At 66.5% G+C, this 22,070-nt stretch carries 23 protein-coding genes; 10 read left to right on the top strand and 13 right to left on the bottom strand.

Annotation, left to right across the window (positions count from 1 at the left end; all coding sequences use genetic code 11):
* Positions 1-275 precede the first annotated feature (275 nt).
* Entirely contained in the window at positions 276-980 is a 705-nt protein-coding gene (locus Q0Q48_RS26330; RefSeq protein WP_295144963.1) for a formylglycine-generating enzyme family protein, read from the bottom strand.
* A 136-nt stretch (positions 981-1,116) separates the two neighbouring features.
* Here Q0Q48_RS26330 and Q0Q48_RS26325 point away from each other — a divergent pair, with 136 nt between their 5' ends.
* Entirely contained in the window at positions 1,117-1,374 is a 258-nt protein-coding gene (locus tag Q0Q48_RS26325; RefSeq protein WP_295144960.1) for a hypothetical protein, read from the top strand.
* Here the strand turns inward: Q0Q48_RS26325 and Q0Q48_RS26320 are convergent.
* From Q0Q48_RS26320 to Q0Q48_RS26310, 3 genes are read right to left on the bottom strand one after another with little or no spacing between them, the layout of a single operon-like run.
* Positions 1,332-2,018 carry a hypothetical protein gene (locus tag Q0Q48_RS26320; protein ID WP_295144957.1) on the bottom strand — a complete coding sequence of 229 codons (687 nt, stop codon included), beginning with the start codon at positions 2,016-2,018 and terminating at the stop codon, positions 1,332-1,334. The genes Q0Q48_RS26325 and Q0Q48_RS26320 overlap by 43 nt on opposite strands.
* Positions 2,015-2,803, bottom strand: a complete 789-nt coding sequence (locus Q0Q48_RS26315; RefSeq protein ID WP_295144955.1) for a hypothetical protein — start codon at positions 2,801-2,803, stop codon at positions 2,015-2,017. Before Q0Q48_RS26315 ends, Q0Q48_RS26320 begins: the two co-directional genes overlap by 4 nt.
* A 17-nt stretch (positions 2,804-2,820) precedes the next feature.
* Positions 2,821-4,242, bottom strand: coding sequence for a DUF2252 domain-containing protein (locus Q0Q48_RS26310; RefSeq protein WP_295144952.1), 1,422 nt, complete (start codon positions 4,240-4,242; stop codon positions 2,821-2,823).
* 174 nt (positions 4,243-4,416) lie between these two features.
* Between Q0Q48_RS26310 and Q0Q48_RS26305 the strand changes: the two genes are divergently transcribed.
* The 3 genes from Q0Q48_RS26305 to Q0Q48_RS26295 all read left to right on the top strand — a co-directional run bounded on the left by Q0Q48_RS26305 (position 4,417) and on the right by Q0Q48_RS26295 (position 5,408).
* On the top strand, positions 4,417-4,692 hold the full coding sequence (locus Q0Q48_RS26305) for a hypothetical protein (RefSeq protein ID WP_295144949.1): 276 nt from the start codon (positions 4,417-4,419) through the stop codon (positions 4,690-4,692).
* A 24-nt stretch (positions 4,693-4,716) separates the two neighbouring features.
* Positions 4,717-4,938: a hypothetical protein gene (locus Q0Q48_RS26300; RefSeq protein WP_295144947.1), complete on the top strand. Its 222-nt coding sequence runs from the start codon at positions 4,717-4,719 to the stop codon at positions 4,936-4,938.
* A gap of 104 nt (positions 4,939-5,042) precedes the next feature.
* Positions 5,043-5,408, top strand: coding sequence for a hypothetical protein (locus Q0Q48_RS26295; RefSeq protein ID WP_295144944.1), 366 nt, complete (start codon positions 5,043-5,045; stop codon positions 5,406-5,408).
* 54 nt (positions 5,409-5,462) lie between these two features.
* Here the strand turns inward: Q0Q48_RS26295 and Q0Q48_RS26290 are convergent, their stop codons facing one another.
* On the bottom strand, positions 5,463-7,367 hold the full coding sequence (locus Q0Q48_RS26290; protein ID WP_295144941.1) for an ABC transporter substrate-binding protein: 1,905 nt from the start codon (positions 7,365-7,367) through the stop codon (positions 5,463-5,465).
* Between the two features lie 135 nt (positions 7,368-7,502).
* On the opposite strand from Q0Q48_RS26290, the gene Q0Q48_RS26285 reads away from it, so the two are divergent.
* Positions 7,503-7,925 carry a DUF4440 domain-containing protein gene (locus Q0Q48_RS26285; protein WP_295144938.1) on the top strand — a complete coding sequence of 141 codons (423 nt, stop codon included), beginning with the start codon at positions 7,503-7,505 and terminating at the stop codon, positions 7,923-7,925.
* Here the strand turns inward: Q0Q48_RS26285 and Q0Q48_RS26280 are convergent.
* Entirely contained in the window at positions 7,922-8,824 is a 903-nt protein-coding gene (locus tag Q0Q48_RS26280; RefSeq protein ID WP_295144935.1) for a GDSL-type esterase/lipase family protein, read from the bottom strand. The two genes, Q0Q48_RS26285 and Q0Q48_RS26280, sit on opposite strands and share 4 nt — an antisense overlap.
* 109 nt (positions 8,825-8,933) lie before the next feature.
* Between Q0Q48_RS26280 and Q0Q48_RS26275 the strand changes: the two genes are divergently transcribed.
* Entirely contained in the window at positions 8,934-9,506 is a 573-nt protein-coding gene (locus tag Q0Q48_RS26275) for an NUDIX hydrolase (protein WP_295144932.1), read from the top strand.
* Positions 9,507-9,521: 15 nt separating this feature from the next.
* Here Q0Q48_RS26275 and Q0Q48_RS26270 read toward each other — a convergent pair whose 3' ends face one another.
* Positions 9,522-10,643, bottom strand: a complete 1,122-nt coding sequence (locus tag Q0Q48_RS26270) for a hypothetical protein (protein ID WP_295144929.1) — start codon at positions 10,641-10,643, stop codon at positions 9,522-9,524.
* A gap of 176 nt (positions 10,644-10,819) precedes the next feature.
* Here Q0Q48_RS26270 and Q0Q48_RS26265 point away from each other — a divergent pair, with 176 nt between their 5' ends.
* Positions 10,820-11,686, top strand: a complete 867-nt coding sequence (locus tag Q0Q48_RS26265; protein ID WP_295144926.1) for a TauD/TfdA family dioxygenase — start codon at positions 10,820-10,822, stop codon at positions 11,684-11,686.
* An 85-nt stretch (positions 11,687-11,771) separates the two neighbouring features.
* Positions 11,772-12,620 (top strand): enoyl-CoA hydratase-related protein, encoded by an 849-nt coding sequence (locus Q0Q48_RS26260; protein WP_295144924.1) that lies wholly within the window; start codon positions 11,772-11,774, stop codon positions 12,618-12,620.
* Here the strand turns inward: Q0Q48_RS26260 and Q0Q48_RS26255 are convergent.
* Positions 12,607-13,887 carry a glycosyltransferase family 87 protein gene (locus tag Q0Q48_RS26255; RefSeq protein WP_295144922.1) on the bottom strand — a complete coding sequence of 427 codons (1,281 nt, stop codon included), beginning with the start codon at positions 13,885-13,887 and terminating at the stop codon, positions 12,607-12,609. The genes Q0Q48_RS26260 and Q0Q48_RS26255 overlap by 14 nt on opposite strands.
* A 176-nt stretch (positions 13,888-14,063) precedes the next feature.
* Here Q0Q48_RS26255 and Q0Q48_RS26250 point away from each other — a divergent pair, with 176 nt between their 5' ends.
* Positions 14,064-15,065, top strand: coding sequence for an aldo/keto reductase (locus Q0Q48_RS26250; protein ID WP_295144919.1), 1,002 nt, complete (start codon positions 14,064-14,066; stop codon positions 15,063-15,065).
* A gap of 3 nt (positions 15,066-15,068) precedes the next feature.
* Here Q0Q48_RS26250 and Q0Q48_RS26245 read toward each other — a convergent pair whose 3' ends face one another.
* Both Q0Q48_RS26245 and ybaL read right to left on the bottom strand, forming a co-directional pair.
* Entirely contained in the window at positions 15,069-15,698 is a 630-nt protein-coding gene (locus Q0Q48_RS26245; protein ID WP_295144916.1) for a hypothetical protein, read from the bottom strand.
* Positions 15,699-15,835: 137 nt separating this feature from the next.
* Positions 15,836-17,503 (bottom strand): YbaL family putative K(+) efflux transporter, encoded by a 1,668-nt coding sequence (gene ybaL, locus Q0Q48_RS26240; protein WP_295144914.1) that lies wholly within the window; start codon positions 17,501-17,503, stop codon positions 15,836-15,838.
* Positions 17,504-17,596: 93 nt separating this feature from the next.
* Here ybaL and Q0Q48_RS26235 point away from each other — a divergent pair, with 93 nt between their 5' ends.
* Positions 17,597-18,574 (top strand): tripartite tricarboxylate transporter substrate binding protein, encoded by a 978-nt coding sequence (locus Q0Q48_RS26235; RefSeq protein ID WP_295144913.1) that lies wholly within the window; start codon positions 17,597-17,599, stop codon positions 18,572-18,574.
* 183 nt (positions 18,575-18,757) lie between these two features.
* Here the strand turns inward: Q0Q48_RS26235 and Q0Q48_RS26230 are convergent, their stop codons facing one another.
* The 3 genes from Q0Q48_RS26230 to Q0Q48_RS26220 all read right to left on the bottom strand — a co-directional run.
* Positions 18,758-19,918, bottom strand: a complete 1,161-nt coding sequence (locus Q0Q48_RS26230; RefSeq protein ID WP_295144910.1) for a mandelate racemase/muconate lactonizing enzyme family protein — start codon at positions 19,916-19,918, stop codon at positions 18,758-18,760.
* 11 nt (positions 19,919-19,929) lie between these two features.
* Positions 19,930-21,141, bottom strand: coding sequence for an MFS transporter (locus Q0Q48_RS26225; protein WP_295144908.1), 1,212 nt, complete (start codon positions 21,139-21,141; stop codon positions 19,930-19,932).
* A gap of 2 nt (positions 21,142-21,143) precedes the next feature.
* A partial coding sequence (locus tag Q0Q48_RS26220; protein ID WP_295144905.1) for an SMP-30/gluconolactonase/LRE family protein occupies positions 21,144-22,070 on the bottom strand: 927 nt, incomplete at its 5' end.

Raw genomic sequence — 22,070 nt, 5'->3', positions numbered from 1 at the left:
TTCCGGTGTTCAGCCATTCATGGTCCACAGCTGGGACCTTGCCGGTGACGATTAACGTCGATTTTGCTATCCTTCCTACAAATCGGTCGCCGGGCTGAAGCCGCCGGCCCGGACACGACTACGAACCGGATCTCGATCGCATCGACCAGGCCGTTCTCGCCCTGCTGGTGTCTGGACGGCACGACGAGAGGCGGGCACCGGCGTCGCGAGGCGCCCGTAAACGAAATAATCAAAATAAACGAAACAGTCGAAACCAATGTCGCAGGTGGGCGGCATCAACCCCTAGCGTCGTAGGCGCAGCGAAACCCTATATAGAGGGCGTAGAAGCCGGCGGCCTTCCACTGGGCGCCGTCGGCGCGGGCCTGGGCCGGGCCGTACCACCAGGAACCGCCGGCGGTGAGAGCCTCGTCTCCGCGTCGGTCCGCGACCCACTCCCAGACGTTCGCGCCCATGTCGTAGAGCCCGTTGACGCCGCGCCGGGTGGTCGCGACCGCGACATGCGCCCGGCGGTTGTTGTTCATGCCGCCGGGATCGTCGCCTACCGGATACGGGTAGGTCTGTCCCCGGACATAGCCGTCGGTCGGCCGGTCGCGCTGCTCGGTGTAGGCGGCGCTTCGCCACTCGGCGACGGTCGGCAACCGGCCGCCGGCATGCCGGCAATAGGCATCGGCCTCCGCCCAGGTCACGTGTACGGCGGGCTCTGAGTCCTGGCCGGGCTGGCCTTGCGGACGCTCGTAGGTCCAGCCTTGCCGCCGTGTCCAGCCGCCGGTGTATTCGAAACCACCGCCCTCGCGCTCGGCCGCCGTCTGCAGGGACGTGGTGCCGGCGAAGGCCCTGAACTGGCCGATCGTCACTTCGGTCGCATCGATACCAAATCCACCGATCCGCACCGGCTCCGGCCGTTGTGCCAGGGAGGGAGCGGCACTGGCGAGAACGGCGGCGAGGGATGCGGTCACGATCGTAAGGCGCGCTTGGACCATGGGCGGGGTGCTACGTGTTTTCGGGGCGTGGCGTGACCTGCTCTGAACGTAGCCGTTCCGACCGGCGGCCGGGAAGGGGGCGCACGGACGCCGTGGCGTGGGATGCAGCCTTGGCCGGCGTCGCCCGTTGAGGCCCATGGACGAACCCCGCCTGCCTCCCCAGCCGGAAGCCGCGAAGCCGAAGTCGCGGGAGCGCGTGCAGAAGCTGCGGCTCGGCGTGCGCGCCGTGTGGTGGAGCGCCGTGGTCCTCGCCGTCGTCTTCTCAGGCCTTGCATTCTGGCTGGGGTTCGTGAGGAACGATCTCTTCGCCCTTGTCTATGCCGTCCTGGCGGTCTGCTGCGCGGTCGCGGGCTACGGGACGCTGGTTGTCTTCCGCCGTCCGCCGGCTTCCTGACGGAGGCTGGTGACCAGCAGATACACGCTGATCAACAGGGCCCACACCGGGAAGACGATGAAACTCCAGTCGACCCATTGGCTGGCGAACAGCAGGAACAGTCCCATCGCGAAGCCGGGGGCGGCCATCCAGCGCGCGATGAAGGCGGTGCGCAGTGCGATGGTCGAGGTGATCAGCATGAAGACGCCCGCCATCCGGATCGCGTAGACGTTGACCAGCGTGTAGGCGAAGGCCCGCGCCACGGCGAACGTGGGCGAGTCGCGCAGCGCCTCCGGATGGGCGGCGTGGACGAGGACGATGGCCCCGAACACCGCGGTGGCCACGAACATCATGGCGAGGAAGAGAAGCCCGCTTCCCAGGAAGACGGTCGCGAACAGGCGATCCTCCGCCCCGGCCAGGCGGTCGCGCACCACGCCGATGAACCAAAGGAAGGCGACACCGGCGAACGGGATCAGGTTGATCGCCAGCACGACCCGGTCGAGCCCGGTGGTGAGCCAAGTACCGTGCTCCGCCGGATCGCGCGGGACCACCGGCAGCAACAGCAGGAAGGCGAGGGTGAGCAGTCCGGAGAACAGGACGCCGGCGACGGCGGCGGCCCGTGGCGTGCGCAACCGGCCGCGCGTCAGGGACATGGGCTCGGTCATGGCACGGCGCCGGGAAAGGCGTCGATCGCGGCAGCCGCGTTGGCCAGCGGCTGCTGGCTCGTGCGGATGAAACCGGCGCCCGGCCGATCGATGTCCTGGATCAGTAGCACCATTCCCGCCACCAGGATGCCGGTGATCAGAACGGGCACCCGCGTGCGTTTCGATTCGACGCCGCTGCCGTAGCCGGCGAAGCCGACCCCAATGATCGAAATGGCGTAAAGCGCGGCGATGACGATGAGGGGCAGGCGGTTGGACATCGCCGCCAGACGCTTCTCCTGGTCGTCGATCATCTCGTTCAGCGACTGGATGAAGAGGCCCGTCGGCACCATCGCGTTGTCCTTCGCCGCCACCGCCTGCGCCTGTCGCCAGAGCGCCTCCTGCAGCACGTTGGAGCGCGCGATCGCCCGGTCGAACGTCTCCCGGCTGACCGACTCGCGGGTGAGATCGAGGCGGATCTGGACGTACTCGCGCAGCAGCTTCACGGAGTCCCGGTCGTGTGGCGCGGGCAGCAGGCGCGCGCGCAGCGCCGTCGTGCCGATCGCCGCTGCCTCGGTCACGGCCCCGTCGCGCCGCGCTTCGTAGCGCGACAGCGCCATCGAGAAGGTGAAGCCGATCATGAGCGCCAGCAGGCCGAGGATGGCGCCCTCCAGGGTCGACACCGCGGCTGCTCCCCTGCGGGCCGCGCGCACGCCGAGCCAGTGGCCCGCTTCGCCGGCGCCGAGAATCAGCACCAGGCTCGCCCCGAAGATCGCGAGCAGGGAATATTCGTCGATGTCGAACGGCATCGCCGGCGCCCGCGCGTCTATCGGTCCTCTTCGAGATGGACCTTGATCCGGCCGGCGGCGACGGCCGATTTCAGCAACGCGTGGTCGAGTTCGGTCTGATCCGCATAGCTCACCGCGAACGCCGCCATGGCCTCGTCGAACGCCTCGCTCCGGCCGAGATAGCCCGCGATCAGCCACGGATGGCTGGCCCTTCCATGAGCCCGCGCCAGCGCCCAGCCGCAGGCCTTGCCGAACAGCACCAGCATCTTGCGGTCGAAGGTCTCGACCAGCGGCTTGATCTTGGCATCCCGCAGTTGGCGGACGTAGAGGTCGTTGCCGCGCAGGCCGGTCGCCCAGCCCAGGAAGATGTCCGACGACGACTGCATCAGGCGCTGGCCCTGCACGACGCGCTGGCCGGCGTGGCCGTAGGCGCTCTTGCCGATATGGGGCTCGAGCACCGAGGGCACGGCCTCCTTGAACTGCAGGAACAGCGGCTGGTTCGAGGACGACATCAGGAGGCCGATCGAGCAGTACCGGCCGACGCTGCCGATGCCGACCACCTTCATGGCGACGTCGACCAGACGATAGCGGTCGAGCAGCGCCTTGCGGTCGTCGGACAGCGTGTCGCGGTAGCTGGCGAAGGCCTTGTCCACCGCCTCCCGGATTCCTTCCGCGCGCGAGAACTCGGGGTGGAAGATCAGGGGAGGCTGGTCCTTGATCTGGACCTGACCGCCGACCATTTCCGCGAGCTTGGGAAAATCGATATCCGCGGATCGCTCGTCCTTTGCCGCGTCGACCCGGCGCTGCACGCGCTTGCGGATCTGCGGATCGTCGGTCAGGCTGAACATCTCCTCCAGTCCGATTTTCGTGTACCAGGCCTCCAGCGGGCTCATTTCGGCGACGTCGCGCAGGCGCTCGCGGTAGCTGCGAGCCGTGGCAAGGGCCGCGTCGCGCCCTGCCGCTTCCGACAGGCCGTTCGACCGTGCGGCCAGCACGAACGAGGCGACCAGGCGCTTGAGGTCCCATTCCCAGGGCGCTGGCAGGGTCTCGTCGAAGTCGTTGATGTCGAAGTTGATGCTGCGCTCGGGCGTGGCGAAGCCGCCGAAGTTCAGCAGGTGGCAGTCGCCGCAGGCCTGTACGTGAACGCCCGTTGCGGGCATCCCCGCGAGGTCGGCGGCCATCACGGCGGCCGACCCGCGATAGAAAGTGAACGGCGATTGCAGCATGCGGCCATAGCGGATCGGCAGCAGGTCGGTCTGGCGGCCCTCGTCGGAGGCCTGGAGAATCTCCAGCGGATCGCGTCGGTCCATCGGGCGCTTCCATTCGCCCTGGCGCGCGCGCGGAACCATGTCGCGCAGGCGCTTGCCGGCAGCGACGAGGTCGTCGGCCGGTACCGAGTGGACGGGACGTTCGAGTTCGGGCACGGGCGGCTTGGCGCGCAGCTTCGTTACGTTGGTCATCGACGGCATCCTTCGAAGGGCAGCGGGGCCGCGCCATTCGCGCATCGTACAGGCACACAGCAGGGCGATACTTGAGGCAAGTCAAGGGCTGCCGGGCCTTGTTCGCCCCCTGCATCCGTCGGTGGGGCGAGCGCGTTCACAAGGGCCGAACCCATAATGCCGACGGAGAATCACATGGCCCGTACGCCCAGAAAGCCCGACCCGAACGAGGCTTCAGCCAGTTACAGCGGCACCGAACAGGCAAAGGAAGCCCGTCGCGAGGAGCAGCGCGAGAAAGGCGTCTACGGCGCCGATGCCGAGGAGGGGCCGGGCTACGAGCGCGAGGACGAGGTCAACGGCGGCCGTTATGGACTGGAACCCACGGTCGACCGGCCCGTCGACGAGGGCAGTTCCGAAACGGAGGTGCCCCCGGCGGTCCGAAAAGGAGATAAGTTGCCGGGCCGCAAATGACGCCGGAGTCCGGCAGGAGAGTTCATGGGCCAGCCGATTTCCGAAGCCAAGAAGGCGATGTTCCTGCAGCGGGCGGAGGCCCGGCTCAATTTCGCCCGCAACCTCCCGGCGGAGGACCCGAGGCGCGAAGCCAAGATCCGGGAGGCGGAGAAGGCGCTGCAGACCGCGCTCGCCTCCAAGACCGGCCCGGTCAGGGGCGGCAGCGGGCGCAAGCCCGGCAAGGCCGGTAAAAAGCGCGTCCGATGAGGGCGAACGGGTGCCTTCAAAACGGCGCGATTTCGGCATCGAATATGGCTAGAATTCACATAGAGATTGCGTGTTCGTTGCCACCTTCCGGTGAGGGAAAATCGATGCTGAAAAAAGTCGCCGTGGCCGCCCTGGTCGCTCTTCTTCCTGTGTTTCCCGCTTCGGCCGAGCCGGCCGTGTGGACGTGGACGGGCTACGGGCTGAACGTGCCCGGCAGCGGCAAATGCCCGACCTACAAGATGACGATCAAGGTCACGGTCGTCGGCACCGACGTCGATGGATGGTTCCAGCAGGAAGGCCGCCCCGAGCGCGGCTTCAAGGCGAAGCTGGGTCCCGACATGAAGTTCAAGACGACCACCATCGTGGGTGGCGGCAACAAGATGGACGTGGTGGGCTCGGTCAAGCCCGGCGCGTCGACCATCATGCTCGACGGCTACTGCCTCTTCGAGGGCCCGCTCAAGCCCCAGTGACCGGGACCCAGTGACGGGCCCCGCGATCGTTCTCGCCGACCGGCCTCTGGATCGCTAGCTGGCGATCCAGAAGGTGTCGGGCTCGTAGAGGCCGATATATCCGCCCGGATCCCAGGCCCAGTAACCCTTGTCCGGCACGTTGCGGACCTTCTTGCCGACCGTGACCGGCTGGCGCACCTCGTTCACCGTGCCGATCGAGAACACCTCGTCGGCATTGACCGAGAGGATGTCCTCCCAGGCTTTGCGCTTCTCCGCGGCGTCCACCGCTTTCTCCCAGCGCGCCAACAGTTCGAGCAGCTTCTTGCCGACCTCCATGTCGCAGGGCTCGCCCTGCTTGCCCTTGGATTCGACGTAGAGGCCCCATTTCGGCCATTGCAGTCCGCCCTGCATCACCGGCGTGAACTCGCGCGGGCTGGTGTCGACGGTCGGCGCGGCCGTTGTCACGCCGGCATAGGCGGTCATGATCGCCTCGCCGGAGGTGGTGCGCAGACGGAAGTTGTCCGTGGTCTGCGGCTTGAGCAGCGCCTTGATGCCGATCTTCTTCCACTGGTCGATCACGAGGGTCATGTTGTCGACCTCGTCGGCCTTCTCGCTGGAATGTTCGATCACGAACATCGCGGGCTGGCCATTGGGCAGCAGGCGGATGCCGTCGCTGCCCTTCTTGGTGAGCCCGATCTCGTCGAGCAGTTTGTTGGCCGCCTTGACGTCGTAGGTCGCCCACTTGGTGGCGTACTCCGGCTTGAACAGGGGCGAGCGCGGCATGATCGTGTTGGCCGAAGGCTTGGCCAGGCCGCTGTAGACCACTTCGCTCAACTCGTGCCGGTCGATCGCCAGGGAGAGGGCGCGCCGGAAGCGGACGTCGCGGTTGAGCTTGCGCCAGGTCTCGTCGTTGGCATTCATGTTCGGATAGAAGGCGACCTCCGAGCCCGACCCCTTCTCCCACAGGAGCGCCTTGATGCCGGAGGTCTTGGCAGCGTCGCGCAGGAAGGTGAAGTCGCGCAGGCCGAGATAGCGCGGCTGCAGGTCTGATTCGCCCAGGCCCGCCTTGGCGGGGATCAGGTTGGCGGCCACCACCGTCATGATCACGTCGTTGATGTAGGGCAGCTGCTGGCCCTTGCTGTCGATTCGGTGGAAGTAGGGGTTGCGCACGAAGACGAAGCGCTGGGCCGGCGGCACCGTGGTGAGGACCCACGGGTTGAGCGTCGGCAGGTCGACGTTGCTGTTGCCGTACATCGCGTCCTGGCGCTTGAAGACGTTGGCCCAGCGGCTTCCCTTGTGGCGTTTGAGGATTTCCTCCTCGTCGGCGTACTTGCCGTGCAGCGTCTTCAGGTAGTGGGCCGGGCGGAACAGGAACAGCGGCGCGGCACGCGCCTGGCTTTCGATGAAGTCGGGGTTGGGTTTGTCCCAGCTGTAGCGGATCGTGACCTCGTCGAGGATCTCGACCCTGGGTGGCTTGCCCTCGACCAGCAGTTCGACGGAGGGACCGTTTGGCGACAGGTCCTTGTTGTTGGCAATGTCCTCCCAGAAGAAGCGGAAGTCCTCGGTCGTGAATGGGTGGCCGTCGGACCATTTGTGTCCGGCCCGCAGCTTGAAGGTGAACTCGCGGCCTTCCTTGACTTCGTAGCTCTCGAGGATGTCGGGGTGCAGCTTGAACTTGTCGTCGTAGACGATCAGCCGGGTGTAGCTGTAGACGGTCATCAGGCGGGTATCGCGCGTGGCCGCGACCAGCATGTTGAGCTGGCCGCCCTGCCGGCCGATGCCGTCGGCGCCCGAGAAGCTCTCGATCACACGCGGCTGCTTGGGAAGACGCTTGTCGACCGGGGGCAGCGCGCCCGACTTCACCTTGTCCAGCAGACCGCGGGTCTCCTGCAGCGCCGGCAGGGGATTGGCGGCAAAGGCAGGGGCGCCCCGCGCCACCAGCCCCATCAACAGTGCCTGCGTCAGAACACGTCTCTTCATCGCCAGCCTCACTGTTATTGCCCCAGTCCCCGAGTTTGCGGGAATTATGATGCAGAACTAAGGCAGAAATCGTCGCTTTTCTGAAAAATCGACCCGAGAATAATGGACGCAGCTGCCGCAGGACGGAGGCTCAAGATGCCGGACGAGAGCTCGAAAAGCGCGATGACCGAGCTGCAGTCGGCCCAGGAGGCCTTCATGGACGGCGACGCCGGCCCGCTGCAGGCGCTGTTTTCCCATGCCGGCGACGTGACGGTGATGGGCGGCTTCGGCGGCGTCGAGCGCGGCTGGGCCGAGGTCGGGCCGCGGCTCGCCTGGGCGGCCTCGCATTTCCACGGGGGCGCCTACAAACAACGGGTCGTAGCCGAAATCGTGGGGCAGGACGTGGCCTGCCTGGTCAGCCTGGAACGATGGGTGCGGAAGGCGCCGGACGGCCAACCCCTGCCGGTCCTCGACCTGCGCGTGACCCAGACGTTCCGCCTGGAAGGCGGACGCTGGCGCCTGGTCCACCGGCACGCCGACGAACTCATCGAGAAGCAGGAGCGACGCGTTGGAGCTTAACCGCTAAGAAGTTCAGCGGACCAGGTGCGCATTCTCGCGGCCAACAGGCTGGCGATCATCTGATTGCCACGCGCGTTCATGTGATGGGTCGCGTAGAAGTCGCCCGGCCTTGGCTCCGCCGCGAGTCGATGGAACGTGTCCAGTGTCTCGATCCCACGCATCGCCGCGCATTGCAGAAGGGGACCCAGCACGTTCCTTTGTTCCTGCGCCTGGCCACGGCCCAACCAGGCATGGGCATCATATTGCGCGACAAGCACGAGCTTCACCCGGCTCGCGAGCTGAAGGTTGGCAAGACGCTCGATGAGCGCCCGGGAAATCGTGGCGCCGGTGCCGGCGGGATGGACCCGGATCGAATACCCGGTGAGTTGTTGAAGGGCGGGAGGCAATCCGAAGAGCAGCCGCTCCATCCGACGCCGGATCGACAGGGGCAGTATCGTGCGTTCCGGTATCGGGACACCCCTCAGCAGGAGCCGCCCTTCCTCGAAGGCGAACCAGGGTTTGTCGTGCCACCACAGGCGTCGCCACTCGGTACGTTGAACGTCGTTTGCAATCATGCTGACGATCACCAGCGCCGGCTTATGCAGGGCCACCAACCGCTCGGTGCGCAGGACGATCTGGTCCAAACCGTATCCGCTGACGCCGCCGTTCAGGATGGTGCGGCCGATCATCCATTGAAGCTGCGAAGGCCAGGCGTCGAGGTCGCCGACGTCCTCGCCGTATGTGAAGGAATCGCCGACCGCCAATATGGGCGTATCAGCCGAAACCGGTTTGTCGCCCGAAAACCGGAATCCATTCGCTTCTATCGTGACCGGCCCGCCAGCCTGCACGCTCCCGCGGACTCCGGGGCGCGGGACATAACCGAGATCGCCATCATGGACATGGAGAAATTTGTCGGCCATGGCTCAATCAGGAATTCCGCCGGTAACCTAGGACGAAAACGCTGGCGCAAACAGACCGACCTGCTGCAGCAGAGGACACGATGCCAACCAGAGAGCCGAGCCCCCCGCAATGACCGCAACGAAGAAAGGCCCCTGGACCATCCTCTCCCGGCAGGACGTGTACGAGAACCCGTGGATCCGGCTCACCCATCACGAGGTTCTGACGCCTGCACAGACGCCGGGCATCTATGGGCTGGTGCACTACAAGAACCTGGCCATCGGGGTCGTGCCGGTCGATGCGGAGGGGCACACCTATCTGGTCGGCCAGTACCGGTTCCCGTTGGATGCCTACAGTTGGGAAATCCCCGAGGGCGGCGGGGCGCACGGCGTCGATCCCCTCGACTCGGCGGCCCGCGAGCTGCGCGAGGAGACAGGGCTCACAGCGCGCCACTGGCGCAAGATACTGGAGGCCGATCTTTCGAACTCAGTCTCGGACGAGCGGGCGGTCGCCTATCTGGCCTGGGGGCTCACGCCGGGTGAGTCGGAACCGGAAGCCACGGAGGAGCTGGCGGTAAGGCGCGTTCCGCTCGTCGAGGCGTTCCGGATGGTCGAGGCGGGGGAGATTCGTGACGCGCTGAGCGTGCTTTCCCTGCAGGCCGTCCGGATCCTCCGGATGGAGGGAAAGCTCGACCTGTCCGAGTAGCCTGCTCGGACGCACTCAGCCGGGTTGCAGCCTTCGCTTCAGCTTCCTGGTCTCACGGCGCATCTGCCTGATCTTTGCGTTCCCCGCCTTGTGCCCCCTGAAGTGGTCACGGATGCCAAGGGCCATGAACCTTTCGCGGCTCAACCAGGAGGCTTTCTGGATCAGTGTCTCCAGCCGCGCGGCGTTCGGCGGCGCAGAGTCGATCCTCGAGAGAAGCTGGTCGATATACGGCTCCATCCGGTAGCGCCGAAGGAGGCCGGGAGACAAGCCGGCGAGGAAGCGGCAAGCTGCCGGGAATCCCTCGACGATTTCCTCCGCAATCTGTTGGGCGTCGATCTTTCGAAAGCAGCAGCGTCCGGAGAAATTGGCGCTGGCGGCCCGCTCGAAGTTCTCGACGGTCAGATAGCCCGGCCCTCCCCACCGATCATAGATATAAGGGGGAATGCCTCTGGCGACGGCATACTGGACGCTCTTGCCGACGGAGACGACGGCACTGCCGGCGCCGAGCATCTCGGGCGTGACCCTGACGTACGTGCCCGCCTGTCCGATGTGAGCTGTATCGATGCCGCGCTGGATGCACAGAGCGAGAGCGTCGATGATTTCCGGCGGTGCGTGATTCGAGATCAGTTGCACCGTCGTCGGCGTTTGCGCCGGTTCCGCGGCCGGGTCGATGCGCCAGAATCCTGCGGGTGCCGGGTTGGGATACAAGACGATGCCGTCGGGTGGAACGTCGAGTTGCGTCAGGTGCCGTTTGAGGTTTTCGGAGTTGGCGATGGTCACATCGGCGAGCAACGGCTCGAAAACCAGGCCGGGATTCTCGTGAAACGTCAGCCCCGACAGATGCGCGAACACGAAGAGCGTGCGCTCGCGCGATCCATCGACGAGTTCGTAGCGCAACAGCGGCGCCGTGTGATTCTGGAGCCAGACGAGATCGAAATCGAACGCATTCAACGCCGGGATTTCGTCGGTTACGACAATGCCCTGCCGGGTCACCAGGGTCGCAAGCGGCTCGTCGACATGATTTGCCGCAATGGTGCAGGCATGGCCCATCCCGTGGAGATATTCCGCGACCTCGACCGGCACGAGGGAACCGCCGACGAATTCGGAGAGCTGGTTGATGGCAAAGAGGATCTTCACGCGTCTCGCTTCCGGGGTGACGGCTTACTGTACACCGGCTTCGCCGGGCGCAGGACGAGCGAGTCGCCGCTCGAGAGGAAAGCTCGACCTGCGGGATTGAGGGTGCGGTCCGGGCTGGTCCGCTCGCCGCAAATCGGAAAGACTGCGAGCGACGGTATCCCGGAGGGTCGCCCACCATGCCCCAGCTTCGTTACGAAGAACTCCATCCCGAGTTCGGCGTCCGCATCCGCGGCGTCGATGTGAGCCAGCCGCTCGCGCCCGACCTCGTCGCGGAGATCAACGCGGCGGTCGATCGCTACTCGTTCGTCTGCTTCCCCGACCAGGCGATGGATGACGATCGTCAGCTCGCCCTCACGCGCCAGCTCGGCAGTCCGGAGCCCAGCCATACCAGCGTCGGCAAGACCGAGTATTTCGGCACCATCGGGAACGTCCAGCAGGACGGCACGGTACTGGGCAACTCGCACAAGAAGACCATCTTCCTGACCGGAAACAACATGTGGCACTCCGATGCCTCGTTCAAACCGGTGCCGGCCTTCCTCTCGATCATGTGTGCCTACGAGACGCCGTCCGAGGGTGGTATCACGATGTTCGTATCCCTGCGCGCCGCCTACGAACGCCTCTCGCCGGAGCGAAAGGCCGAACTCGAGCCGCTGATCGCGATACACGACTACGTCTATTCGCGTTCGAAGGTCGCCCCCGATGCCGTTTCACCCGAACTCGCTGCGTCGCTGCCGCCGGTGCGCCAACGGCTGGTGCGGACCAATCCGGCGACAGGGGCGAAGAACCTGTTCCTCGGCAGCCACGTCCGCGAGATCGAGGGCATGGACCGCGCCGCGGGTCGCGCGCTGATCGACGCGCTGACCGACGAGGCGATCCAGCCCGAGCATGTCTACCATCACGCCTGGCAGCCGGGCGAAGTCGTCCTCTGGGACAATCGCTGCCTGCTGCATGCCGGCAGCGGCTACGACGCCGACCGCCACCGCCGCTACATGCGCCAGACCCGCGTGAGCGGCATCTGCTCGTCGCTGGAGGAAGCTGCCTAGGGGCCCTGCGAAACGCCCCCCATGACGGGGGCCTTGCACCGGCCGATACTCCGCCTCCGCCGAATCAGCAGTGGAGGAAACACGCATGGCGCCGAAGCTCGTCGATTACCTTTCCTACGAACCCGAGGAGAACGGGATCCTCTGGATCAGGTTCAACCGCCCGGACCGGCTCAACGCGCTCGTCGGGACGGCGGAGGAGAACGGCACGGTCGCCAAGGTCGGCGAATACATGCGTGCCGGCGACGATGATCCGAAGATCCGCGTGATCGTGCTCACCGGCGTCGGCCGCGTCTTCTGCGCCGGTGCCGACCTGCGTTCGAAGTTGCCGCCGGAGGTGACGGGCGAGGAGTTCCCCGGTAACCGCGGCTCGCATGCGGGGCCCGATGCCGCGCGCCAGCACTTCTATCACGGCTTCACCAAGCTCCACCGCGACATCTCGCTGATCCGCAAGCCGACCATCGCCATGATCAACGGACCCGCGGTCGGTTCGGGGATGGACATGGCGCTTCACTGCGACATCCGCATCGGCTGCGAGAAGACGCGCTTCATCGGCTACCACAATGCCGGACAGATCATCGAGAACGGAGGCTCTTACTATTTGCCGAAGATGGTCGGCCTCGGCCGCGCGCTGGAATTCGCCTACACCGGCGAACTCGACGCCCAGCGCGCCTACGACTGGGGCATGCTCAACCACCTCGTCGCATCGGACAAGCTCGAGGAGACGACGCGGGCCCTGTGTGACCGCATCATCAAGGTACCACCACTCGTGCAATGGGTCGGCAAGCGCATCATGCGCGCGGCCCTCGACAGCACGCTCGAGACCACCATGGTCCTCACCTCGAATGCCGGGGGTATCCTGAACGGCTCCGAAGACGCCAGGGAAGCGCGCCGGGCCTTCGCCGAGAAGCGCCCGCCGGTTTTCAAGGGCCAGTGACGCGGCCATTGATCGAGCCCGGCTCGCCGGCGGCGCGCTGCTTCAGCGCCTGCCAGGCGAGGAAGAGCAGGCCCGCGACGAAGAGCGGCGTCACGGGAATGCCCTTCGCGTTGAGCCGGATGCCGAGGTTGGGGATCACCCACAGTCCGGCATAGAAGAGCAGTTCGCCCGGATGGAGATCCGACCCGACGCGACGGCGAAAGACCATGAGCGCTGCCGGCATCACCAGCAGCAGGTCGTAGTTGATGAGGTAAGGCGATACGAGGAGCGTGCCGGCCGCCAGGACCGCGGTGGTTTCATCGCCGAGTGGATGGCGGCTGAAGGCGCGCCAGACCGTGACCAGCGCGGCGAGCGCACCGGCCAGTTGGGCGCCGGTCGCGAGTGCGGGCGGGACGCCGAGGAGGCGTCCTGCGGCCTGGATCGTCGTCATGAAGGTCGCGACATGGCGGTACATCTGCTCAGTGAACTGCGATGTCGACGACTCCCGCGCCATCTCGAGGAACTGGATCCAGAAGGCCGGACCGAACACGAGCAGGCTGGCCAGGGCCATGCCGGCCGCTGTGCCGATCGCCCACCACAGAGCCCGCCACCGGCGCGCGGCCAGCAGCGCGACGGGAATGAGGACGAAGAGCTGCGGCTTGTAGGAAAGCAGGCCCAGCAGGATGCCCGCGATCATCGGGGACCGGTCGAGGAGGCGCATCCCGCCGTAGAACAGCCCGACGTTCAGGAAAGCGTTCTGGCCGGCGATCATCGTCCACAGAGCGGCCGGCGACGTCAGCGCCGCGATGCAGATCCAGAAGTTGGCGCGGCCGATCAGGAGCGTTGCCATGACCCCGGTGCTGGCCATGAAGAGGCCGTAACCCATCGCCACACCGGGCAATGCGAGTGGCAGGGTCATGAGGATCCACGGCGGCGGATACATGAAGGGGCGGAAGTCGATGAGCTTCCGGTTGAAGTATTCGGCGTAGTTCAGGTTCAGGTAATCGGAGAAGGACGCGAGATTGTAGATAGCCCCGAGCTTGCCCTCGAGGACGGCACGGCCGGCCGCGTGATAGACGATGAAGTCGGGGAACAGGACCCAGCGTTGCGGTCCGATATAGGGCCCGCCTGCGAGGAACAGGATGATCGTCAGAACGTCGTAGGCGCCGACGACGACGCAGAATGCGATGGCCAGCTGCAGGAGGAGCTTCGGCGAGTCCGGCCTCCGGCCGGTCACGGCAGCGACCGTAATCTGCCGCAACGGCTCCCACCAACGCAGCGCTGACACGCTCTTTCTCTCCCACACGACCATCGCGGCGATGGTCATCGAGCTTCGCAGATTCACTTCGGGGACGCTAGACTGAGGCGTAAAGCCAGTCGGCTCGCCGGCCGCGGCCCCAAGCAGAAGATGGAGGCCGGCACGCAGCGCGTCCTGGCGGGTGACATCTCCGGAGGAAGGACTGCATGACCAAGACCAACGTCTCCGTCCGCTCGCTCGGCAGGAGCGGCATCGACGTCTTCCCGATCGGCCTCGGCTGCATGTCGTTGTCCGGGGCCTATGGCAAGAGCGACGATGCCGCTGCGGTCCGCCTGATCCATCACGCGATCGAGCGTGGGGTTACCTTCTTCGACAGTTCCGACATGTACGGCTGGGGACACAACGAGACGCTGCTCGGCCAGGCGCTGGCCGGCGGCATACGCGACAAGGTCGTACTGGCCACCAAGTTCGGCCAGATCCAGCGGCCGGGCGGGCTGAACGGCGTGGACGGCAGCCCTGCCCATGTGAGGGCGGCGTGCGAGGCGAGCCTGCAGCGGCTGCGCGTCGAGGTGATCGACCTCTACTACCAGCACCGCGTCGATCCCTCGGTGCCGATCGAGGATACGGTCGGCGCCATGGCCGAACTGGTGAAGGCCGGCAAGGTGCGCGCGCTGGGCCTTAGCGAAGCCAGCCCCGAGACGATCCGGCGGGCGCACAAGGTGCACCCGATCGCCGCCGTCCAGAGCGAATACTCGCTGCTCTATCGCCGTGACGCCGAGGAGACGCTGGAGACGACGCGCGCGCTCGGCATCTCCTTCGTGGCCTATTCGCCGCTCGGCCGCAGCCTGCTGACCGGCGCGGTGCGCCAGCCCTCCGACATTCCCGACGGCGACAATCGTGGCCGCCATCCGCGCTTCGCGGCGGACAATCTCGCGCGCAATCTCGAGCTTGTGTCGGAGATCGAAGCGGTGGCCCGGGTGAAGAATTGCACGCCGGGCCAGGTGGCGCTGGCCTGGCTGCTGGCGCAGGGACCGGACATCGTGCCGATCCCCGGCACCAAGCAGGCTGCGCGCGTCGACGAGAATGTCGGCGCGGTCGCGGTGAACCTGTCGGCGGACGAGGTGGCTCACTTGTCTTCGGCGCTGCCGCCCGGCGGCCCCGCCGGCACGCGCTATCCCGAAGCGCAGATGAAAGCAGTCTACGTCTAGCCGCTACTGCGGCCAGCCGAGTTCGATCTCGATGACGACCGGCTTCACCTGCCGCATGGCACTGTCGGTCGACAGGAATTCGACGTCGCCGTTCACCTTGTCGAGCGCATCGCCCGGTGCGTCCTTGGGTGGATCGAAGCGCAGCGAAAGGTTGCAGCCGCCAACCGGCTTGTCGAGGCGGCCGCCGTCCCAGCCGTTGGAATAACCCCCCTGGTCCCAGCCGAATCCCGTCAGGGTGAAGGGTTTGCCGTTCATCGTCTCGATCTCGGCCAGCGTCGCACCGGCCACGACCGGCTTGTCGAGACCTGTGACGGCAACCGGCCAGGTCGAGCCGTTGCGGATAATGACGACGTTGGGCCGCGCATAATTGTCGTGCCAGAGGATGTCGATCCGCTTCTCGGGATCCTTCGCGAAGATGGCGGTCCCGGGCTCGGTGTTGCCTTCACCGACAGAGATGTCGGCCCGTTCGACATTCGCGGCACCGAACACCCGCGCCAAGGTGCCTTCGTCGGCGTTGCGGGCGAAGGCGCCGGTGCAGTCGAGCACCGTCGGCATCTGGCCCTGGGCAAAGGCGGGCGCTGCGACGGCGAGGCATAGCAGGCAGGCAAGGCACCGAGACAGAAACAGGGACATCGCGCTCTCGAACGGCTCGGGTGGCGGGTGCCGCCCGAGCGCCATAGGGGAAGCCGTCTCTTATCACACCCCGCTCCTGGCCGTGGAGGGCCGCCGCCTGCCTCATGGTGGTCCCTCAGGCCGGCAGACTGCGTGGCTCAGGCCGACGCCGCCGAGGTGTCGCGCCGCCCGCGCTCCAGCATGCGGTGCGCGATTTCCGTCTCGCCCGAGACGACCAGATTGGCGCCGAGCTTGTCCAGATGCTCGACCGCGCCGGCCGAATGGGCGCGGGCCAGGATGTCGATCGCGGGGTTGGCGGCGCGGGCCTGCTGGACGATCTGACCGGCTTCGAAGACTTCAGGGATTGTGATGTAGAGCCGCCGCGCGCCGGCGAGATTGATCGCGGCGATGATCGCCGGTTCGGCGGCGTTGCCGTTAAACACCTCGGCACCGTCACTGCGCGCCCGGGCGATGCCGGCGTCGCTGGCCTCGACGACGATCATCTTGCCGCCGTCCGCTTTCAGGCCGGCGCCGACGAGGGCGCCCACGCGGCCGTAGCCGATCACGATGTCATGGCCCGTCAGGGTCGTCGGCGCCAGATCGGTGACCGGCTCGTCGGGCGTGTTGGCCGGCGCGGCCTCCTTGCCGGAGCCCGGGCGCTCGAGCAGCGTGAAGACGAACGGGTTCAGCATGATCGACACGATGGCCCCGGCCAGGATGAGGTCGCGCGCCTCTTTCGGCACCATGTTCAGGCCGATGCCGATCCCGATCAGGATGAAGGAAAATTCGCCGATCTGCGCGAGGCTCGCCGAGACGGTGAAGGCGGTCGACCGGCTGTGGCCGAAGGCGCGGACGATCAGGTAGGCGGCGGCCGATTTGCCGACGATGATGATCGCGATGGTGGCGACCACGGCCAGCGGCGCGTCGACGAACACCGCCGGGTTGAGCAGCATGCCGACCGAGACGAAGAACAGCACCGCGAAGGCGTCGCGCAGCGGGATGGCCTCCTCGGCCGCACGCTGGCTGAGATCGCTCTCGCCCAGGACCATGCCGGCGAAGAAGGCGCCGAGCGCGAAGGAGACGTCAAAAAAGTAGTGTGCGCCGTAGGCGACGCCGAGCGCGACGGCGTAGACGGCGAGCCGGAACAATTCACGCGATCCGGTATGCGCGGTGTGGTGCATCAGCCACGGAATGAGCCGGCGCCCGATGATCAGCATGATCGCCACGAAGATCGAGACCTTGGCCAATACGACGAGCAGCGAGAACAGGATGCGGGTGGCGGGTACGCCGTTGTCCGCCGTCGCCAGGGCCAGCGCCGGCAGGAGGACGAGGGCCAGGACCATCGCGAGGTCTTCGACCACCAGCCAGCCGACGGCGATGCGGCCACGATGTGTCTCGAGGATGTGACGGTCCTGCAGCGCGCGGATCAGGACGACGGTACTGGCCACCGAGAGGGCAAGTCCAAAGACGAAGCCGGCGAGCGGCGGCCAGCCGAGCGCCCAGGAGAGGCCGGCACCCATGAGAGTCGCGACGGCGATCTGGCCGACCGCGCCGGGGATGGCGATCTTCGCCACCGAGAGCAGGTCCTTCAACGAGAAGTGCAGGCCGACACCGAACATCAGCAGGATGACGCCGATCTCCGCGAGTTCCGTGGCGAGGGCGGGATCGGCCGTGAAGCCCGGCGTGTAGGGGCCGACCATGACGCCGGCGAGCAGGTAGCCGACGAGCGGCTGAATCCGCAGTCTCTGGGCGATCAATCCGAAAACGAAAGCGAGCATCAGACCCGCGGCAATAGTGGCGATGAGCGGGGTGTGCTGCTCCGGCATCCGTAATTTCTCTCCGCGATCAATGGGGCCACTCCGATGTGGCGCTCGTCGGGAGAAATTGCAATCTGTCTGAGGGGATTGGGAGGACTTTGAATGAACATATCACGACGGAACATGCTCGGGGCTGGCCTCGCGCTGACAGCGGCGGCCACTGCGGGGGCGCCCGCGCGAGCGCAGAATTTTCCCAGCAGGCCCATTCGCTGGATCGCGCCCTTCGCGGCCGGCGGCAACTACGACCTGACGTCCCGGCTGGTCGGCGAGGGCATGAGCCGCAATCTCGGCCAGCAGGTCATCGTCGACAACCGGCCGGGCGCCGGCGGTCTCGTGGGCGCCGAGGCCGCGGCGAATGCGCCGGCCGACGGCTACACGGTCGTCATGGGCAGCTTCAGCGTGCTGTACGTCTCGCCCTATCTCGCGGGCAAGCCGTCGCTGGTGCCGATGTTCGCGCCGATCAGCCTGCTGTCGACCGTGCCGATGATTCTGGTTGGCAAGGCCGGCGGGCGCTTCGCCGACATTCGCGCCGCCCTCGCCGAGGCGAAGGCCAAGCCCGGCACGGTCAGCATCGGCCATGCCGGCAACGGCACGACCAACCACATCGCCATCCTGCGCCTCGAAGTGAACGAGGGCGTGAAATTCAACATCATCCCGTACAAGGGTTCGGGCCCCGGTCTTACCGACCTGATGGCGGGGCAGATCGACCTCTACATGGACCAGCTCACGACATCGCTGCCGCACATCAAGTCGGGCAAGCTGAAGGGCCTGTTGGCGATGAGTCCCGATCGCGTCGCGCAGTTGCCGGACATGCCGTCCCTCACTGACATCGGCAGCAAGCCGTTCGACGGCGGAACGACGGCCGGCGTGCTGGCACGCGTCGAGACGCCCAAGCCCATCCTCGAGACGCTGAACGGCGCGGTAGTCAAGGCGCTGAAGGATCCCGGGATTGCCGCGAAGCTCGCCGAGCTCGGCGCCGTGCCGCGTCCCTCGACGATGGAGGAGTTCGCAGCCTACATGAAGGACCAGGAGGTCGGCGTTAGCGCACTTGTGAAGTCTGGTTTGTTGAAACCGTCGTAAGCGGATGTCATGTCGACGGCATGACAACGCTCTTCAGGACGATCGCATTGCTCTTGGTCTTCGCCGTGGCTGGCGCTCTTGCGGGGTGCGGAAAGTCGGGCATCCCGCAGGACGACAGGTATCAGCCGCACGGCAACGCCAGCTGGGAAAACTGGCGCGGCTGACGGGACGAACGGGTCGCCCTCAGGCGATCTCCTTCATCACCGCCCACAGGTCGGCCTTGCGCTCGAAGCCGATGCCCGGCGCGTCGGGCATCGACACGCGGCCGTCGACCACGGCGCAGTCGTCGGCGAAGCCGCCGAACGGCGCGAATACCTGCGGATAGGATTCGTTGCCGCCGCATTGCAGGCCGACGGCGATGTTCAGCGCGAACTGGTGGCCGCCGTGCGGCACGCAACGCCGGGGTGACCAGCCGTGCGCCTTCAGCATCTCGATCGTGCGCAGGTATTCGACCAGACCATAGGAAAGCGCGGGGTCGTACTGAAGGATGTCGCGGTCAGGCCGCAGCCCACCGTGGCGGATCAGGTTCCGCGCGTCCTGCATCGAGAACAGGTTCTCGCCCGTGGCGAGCGGCGGAGCGTACTCGGTGGCGAGGGCGGCGTGCGCCAGATAGTCGAGCGGGTCGAGCGGCTCCTCGTACCAGCGCAGGCCGAAATCCTTGATGGCGCGGCCGAACGCGATCGCCGTCGTGAGGTCGAACTTGCCGTTGACGTCCACGGCCAGGCGCTCGCCGGCGCCGACGATCTCCAGCACCGCTTCGATGCGCTTCAGGTCCTCGGCCAGCGGCACGCCGCCGACCTTCATCTTCACGCAGGAGTAGCCGAGCCCGAGATAGTGCTTCATCTCGTCCTTGAGCCCATCCAGCCCCTTGCCCGGATAGTAGTAGCCGCCAGCGGCATAGACCCACGCCTTCTCGTCTGCCTGGCCGCCATTGTAGCGGTCGGCCAGCAGCTTCCAGAGCGGCACGCGCTTGGCCTTGGCGACGGCATCCCAGATCGCCATGTCGAGAACGCCGACGGCGACGGAGCGCTCGCCGTGGCCGCCGGGCTTCTCGTTGGCCATCATCGCCGTCCAGCATTGCGCGGGATCGATCAGCCCCTCGGCATCGAGGAGGGAGTCGGGCTTGGCCTGGCTGAGGCGCGGAATGAAGCGCTCGCCGAGCAGTCCATGCTGCGCATAGCGGCCGTTGGAATTGAAACCGAACCCAACCACCGGTTTGCCGTCGACCATCACGTCGGTGACCACGGCCACGACCGAGGCGGTCATCTGGCTGAAGTCGATATAGGCGTTGGCGATGTTGGAGCGGATGGGCGAGACGATGTCGCGGATGGCGACGATGCGCATGATCGTGTCCTTCAGGCGTAGACGTTGCGGCGGGTCTGGCGGAACAGCAGCCACCAGGCCACCGCTCCGTTCAGCAGGTTCCAGGCGATGCCGTTGATGAAGGCCGCGCGATAGGAGCCGGTCATGTCGAACAGCACCCCGCCCATCCAGCCGCCCAGCGCCATGCCGATCAGGGTGGAGGAGATGGCGAGGCCGACCCGGAAGCCGGCTTCCTTCGGCGGGAAATATTCACGCACGATGATGGCGTAGGACGGCACGATGCCGCCCTGGAACAGGCCGAACAGCGCCGAGGCGAGGTACAGCGAGTTCACCGAATCGTCGAGTAGATAGAAGACCAGTGCCACGCACTGGAGCGTCGAGCCCAGCAGCAGTGTCTTCACGCCGCCGACCCGGTCGGCGATCCAGCCCGAGGCGATCCGGCTCACGATGCCGAAGCCCAGCATCAGCGACAGCATCTCCGCGCCGCGCGCCACGCCATAGCCCAGGTCGGCGCAGTAGGCGACGATATGGACCTGAGGCATCGACATGGCGACGCAGCAGCCGATGCCGGCGACAATGAGAACGGCCTGGAGGCCGTTGGGCGACAGGCCCAGCGAACGCGGCGAATGCACCGCAGCGAGGCCCGTTCCCCCGGGACCCGCCGCCTGCTCCTGCGGCGGCTTGCGGCGCAGGGTCAGTGCCAGCGGGATCATGGCCACGAAGCACAGCGCGCCGGCCGCCCAGTAGGTCGCCCGCCAGCCATGGTCGGCGATCATGATCTGGATGATCGATGGCCAGATCGCGCCGGCGAGATAGTTGCCGGAGGCCGCGATGGCGACGGCGATGCCGCGGCGCTTGTCGAACCAGTGCGAGATGTCGGCGACCAAGGGCGCGAAGGTCGCCGCAGCGCTGAAGCCGATCAGTACCTGAACGGCGGCAAACAGCGGCAGCGACGGGGTGAAAGGCGCGGTCGCAAAGCCGATGGCGAGGCCCGTGGCGCTCAGGATCGCTGTGAGCACGATGCCGCGTTTGTCGACCAGCTTGCCCCAGGTGACGCCGCCGGCAAAAAAGCCCAGCGTGTTCATCGTATAGGCGAACGAAATGTCGGCGCGCGTGATGCCGAGATCCTGCTGGATCGACGGCAGCGCCACGACGAGGCACCACATGCCGATGCCGCCGACCGTGCTCAGGGTCACGCTGGCGGCGAGGCGCCACCAGGCATAGCTCGACTCGACTCCAGACATGATCAGCCGCCCAGCGCGCCCTGCGTGTTGACGTAGAGGGCGTAGAGAGAATGGCTGGCCGCCATGAACAGGCGGTTGCGGTACCGCCCGCCGAAGCAGACGTTGGCGCAGCGCTCGGGCAGGTCGATATGCCCGATCGGTGTGCCGGCCGGATTGAAGACGCGCACGCCGTCGAGATCGTCCGAGCCCATGCCCCAGCCACACCACAGGTTGCCGTCGACATCGACGCGGAAGCCGTCGGGCGAGCCGCCCGGCCCGGCATCGATCAGCACCGAGCCCTTGCCGAGTGACGTGCCGTCGGCCGACACGTCATAGGACAGGATCGTGCGGTGCGGCTCCGCGCGCGAGGCCACTACATAGAGCTTCTTCTCGTCGGGCGAGAAGGCGAGGCCGTTGGGGCCGGGAATGTCGTCCGCCATCACCGTGAGCTTGCCGGTCGCCGCGTCGAGTCGATAGACGGCGGGCTTGTTCTGGCTCTCTTCCTTGTGGCCTTCGTAGTAGCCCAGGATGCCGAAGGTCGGATCGGTGAACCAGATCGAGCCGTCGGACTTCACCACCACGTCGTTGGGCGAGTTGAGCGGCTTGCCGTTGTAGGAGTCGGCCAGCACGGTGATGGCGCCGTCATACTCGAAGCGCACCACGCGGCGGGCGTCGTGCTCGCAGGCGATCAGCCGGCCGCGGCGGTCGCGCGTGTGGCCGTTGGCGTTGTTCGAAGGCTTGCGGAAGATCGAGACACTGCCCGTCTCCTCGTCCCAGCGCAGCACGCGGTTGTTCGGGATGTCACTCCACAGGAGATAGCGCCCGTCGCCGAACCAGACCGGCCCCTCCGACCAGCGGCATCCCGTGTAGAGGCGCTCGACCGAGGCCAGCATCAGCCGGTACTGGTTGAACGACGGATCGAGCACGCGCACGGCCGGATCGGGGTAGCG

It is taken from the genome of uncultured Reyranella sp. (assembly GCF_945957355.1).
In the GTDB taxonomy this organism is placed as follows: domain Bacteria; phylum Pseudomonadota; class Alphaproteobacteria; order Reyranellales; family Reyranellaceae; genus Reyranella.
This window is presented reverse-complemented; position numbering and strand designations above follow the sequence as displayed.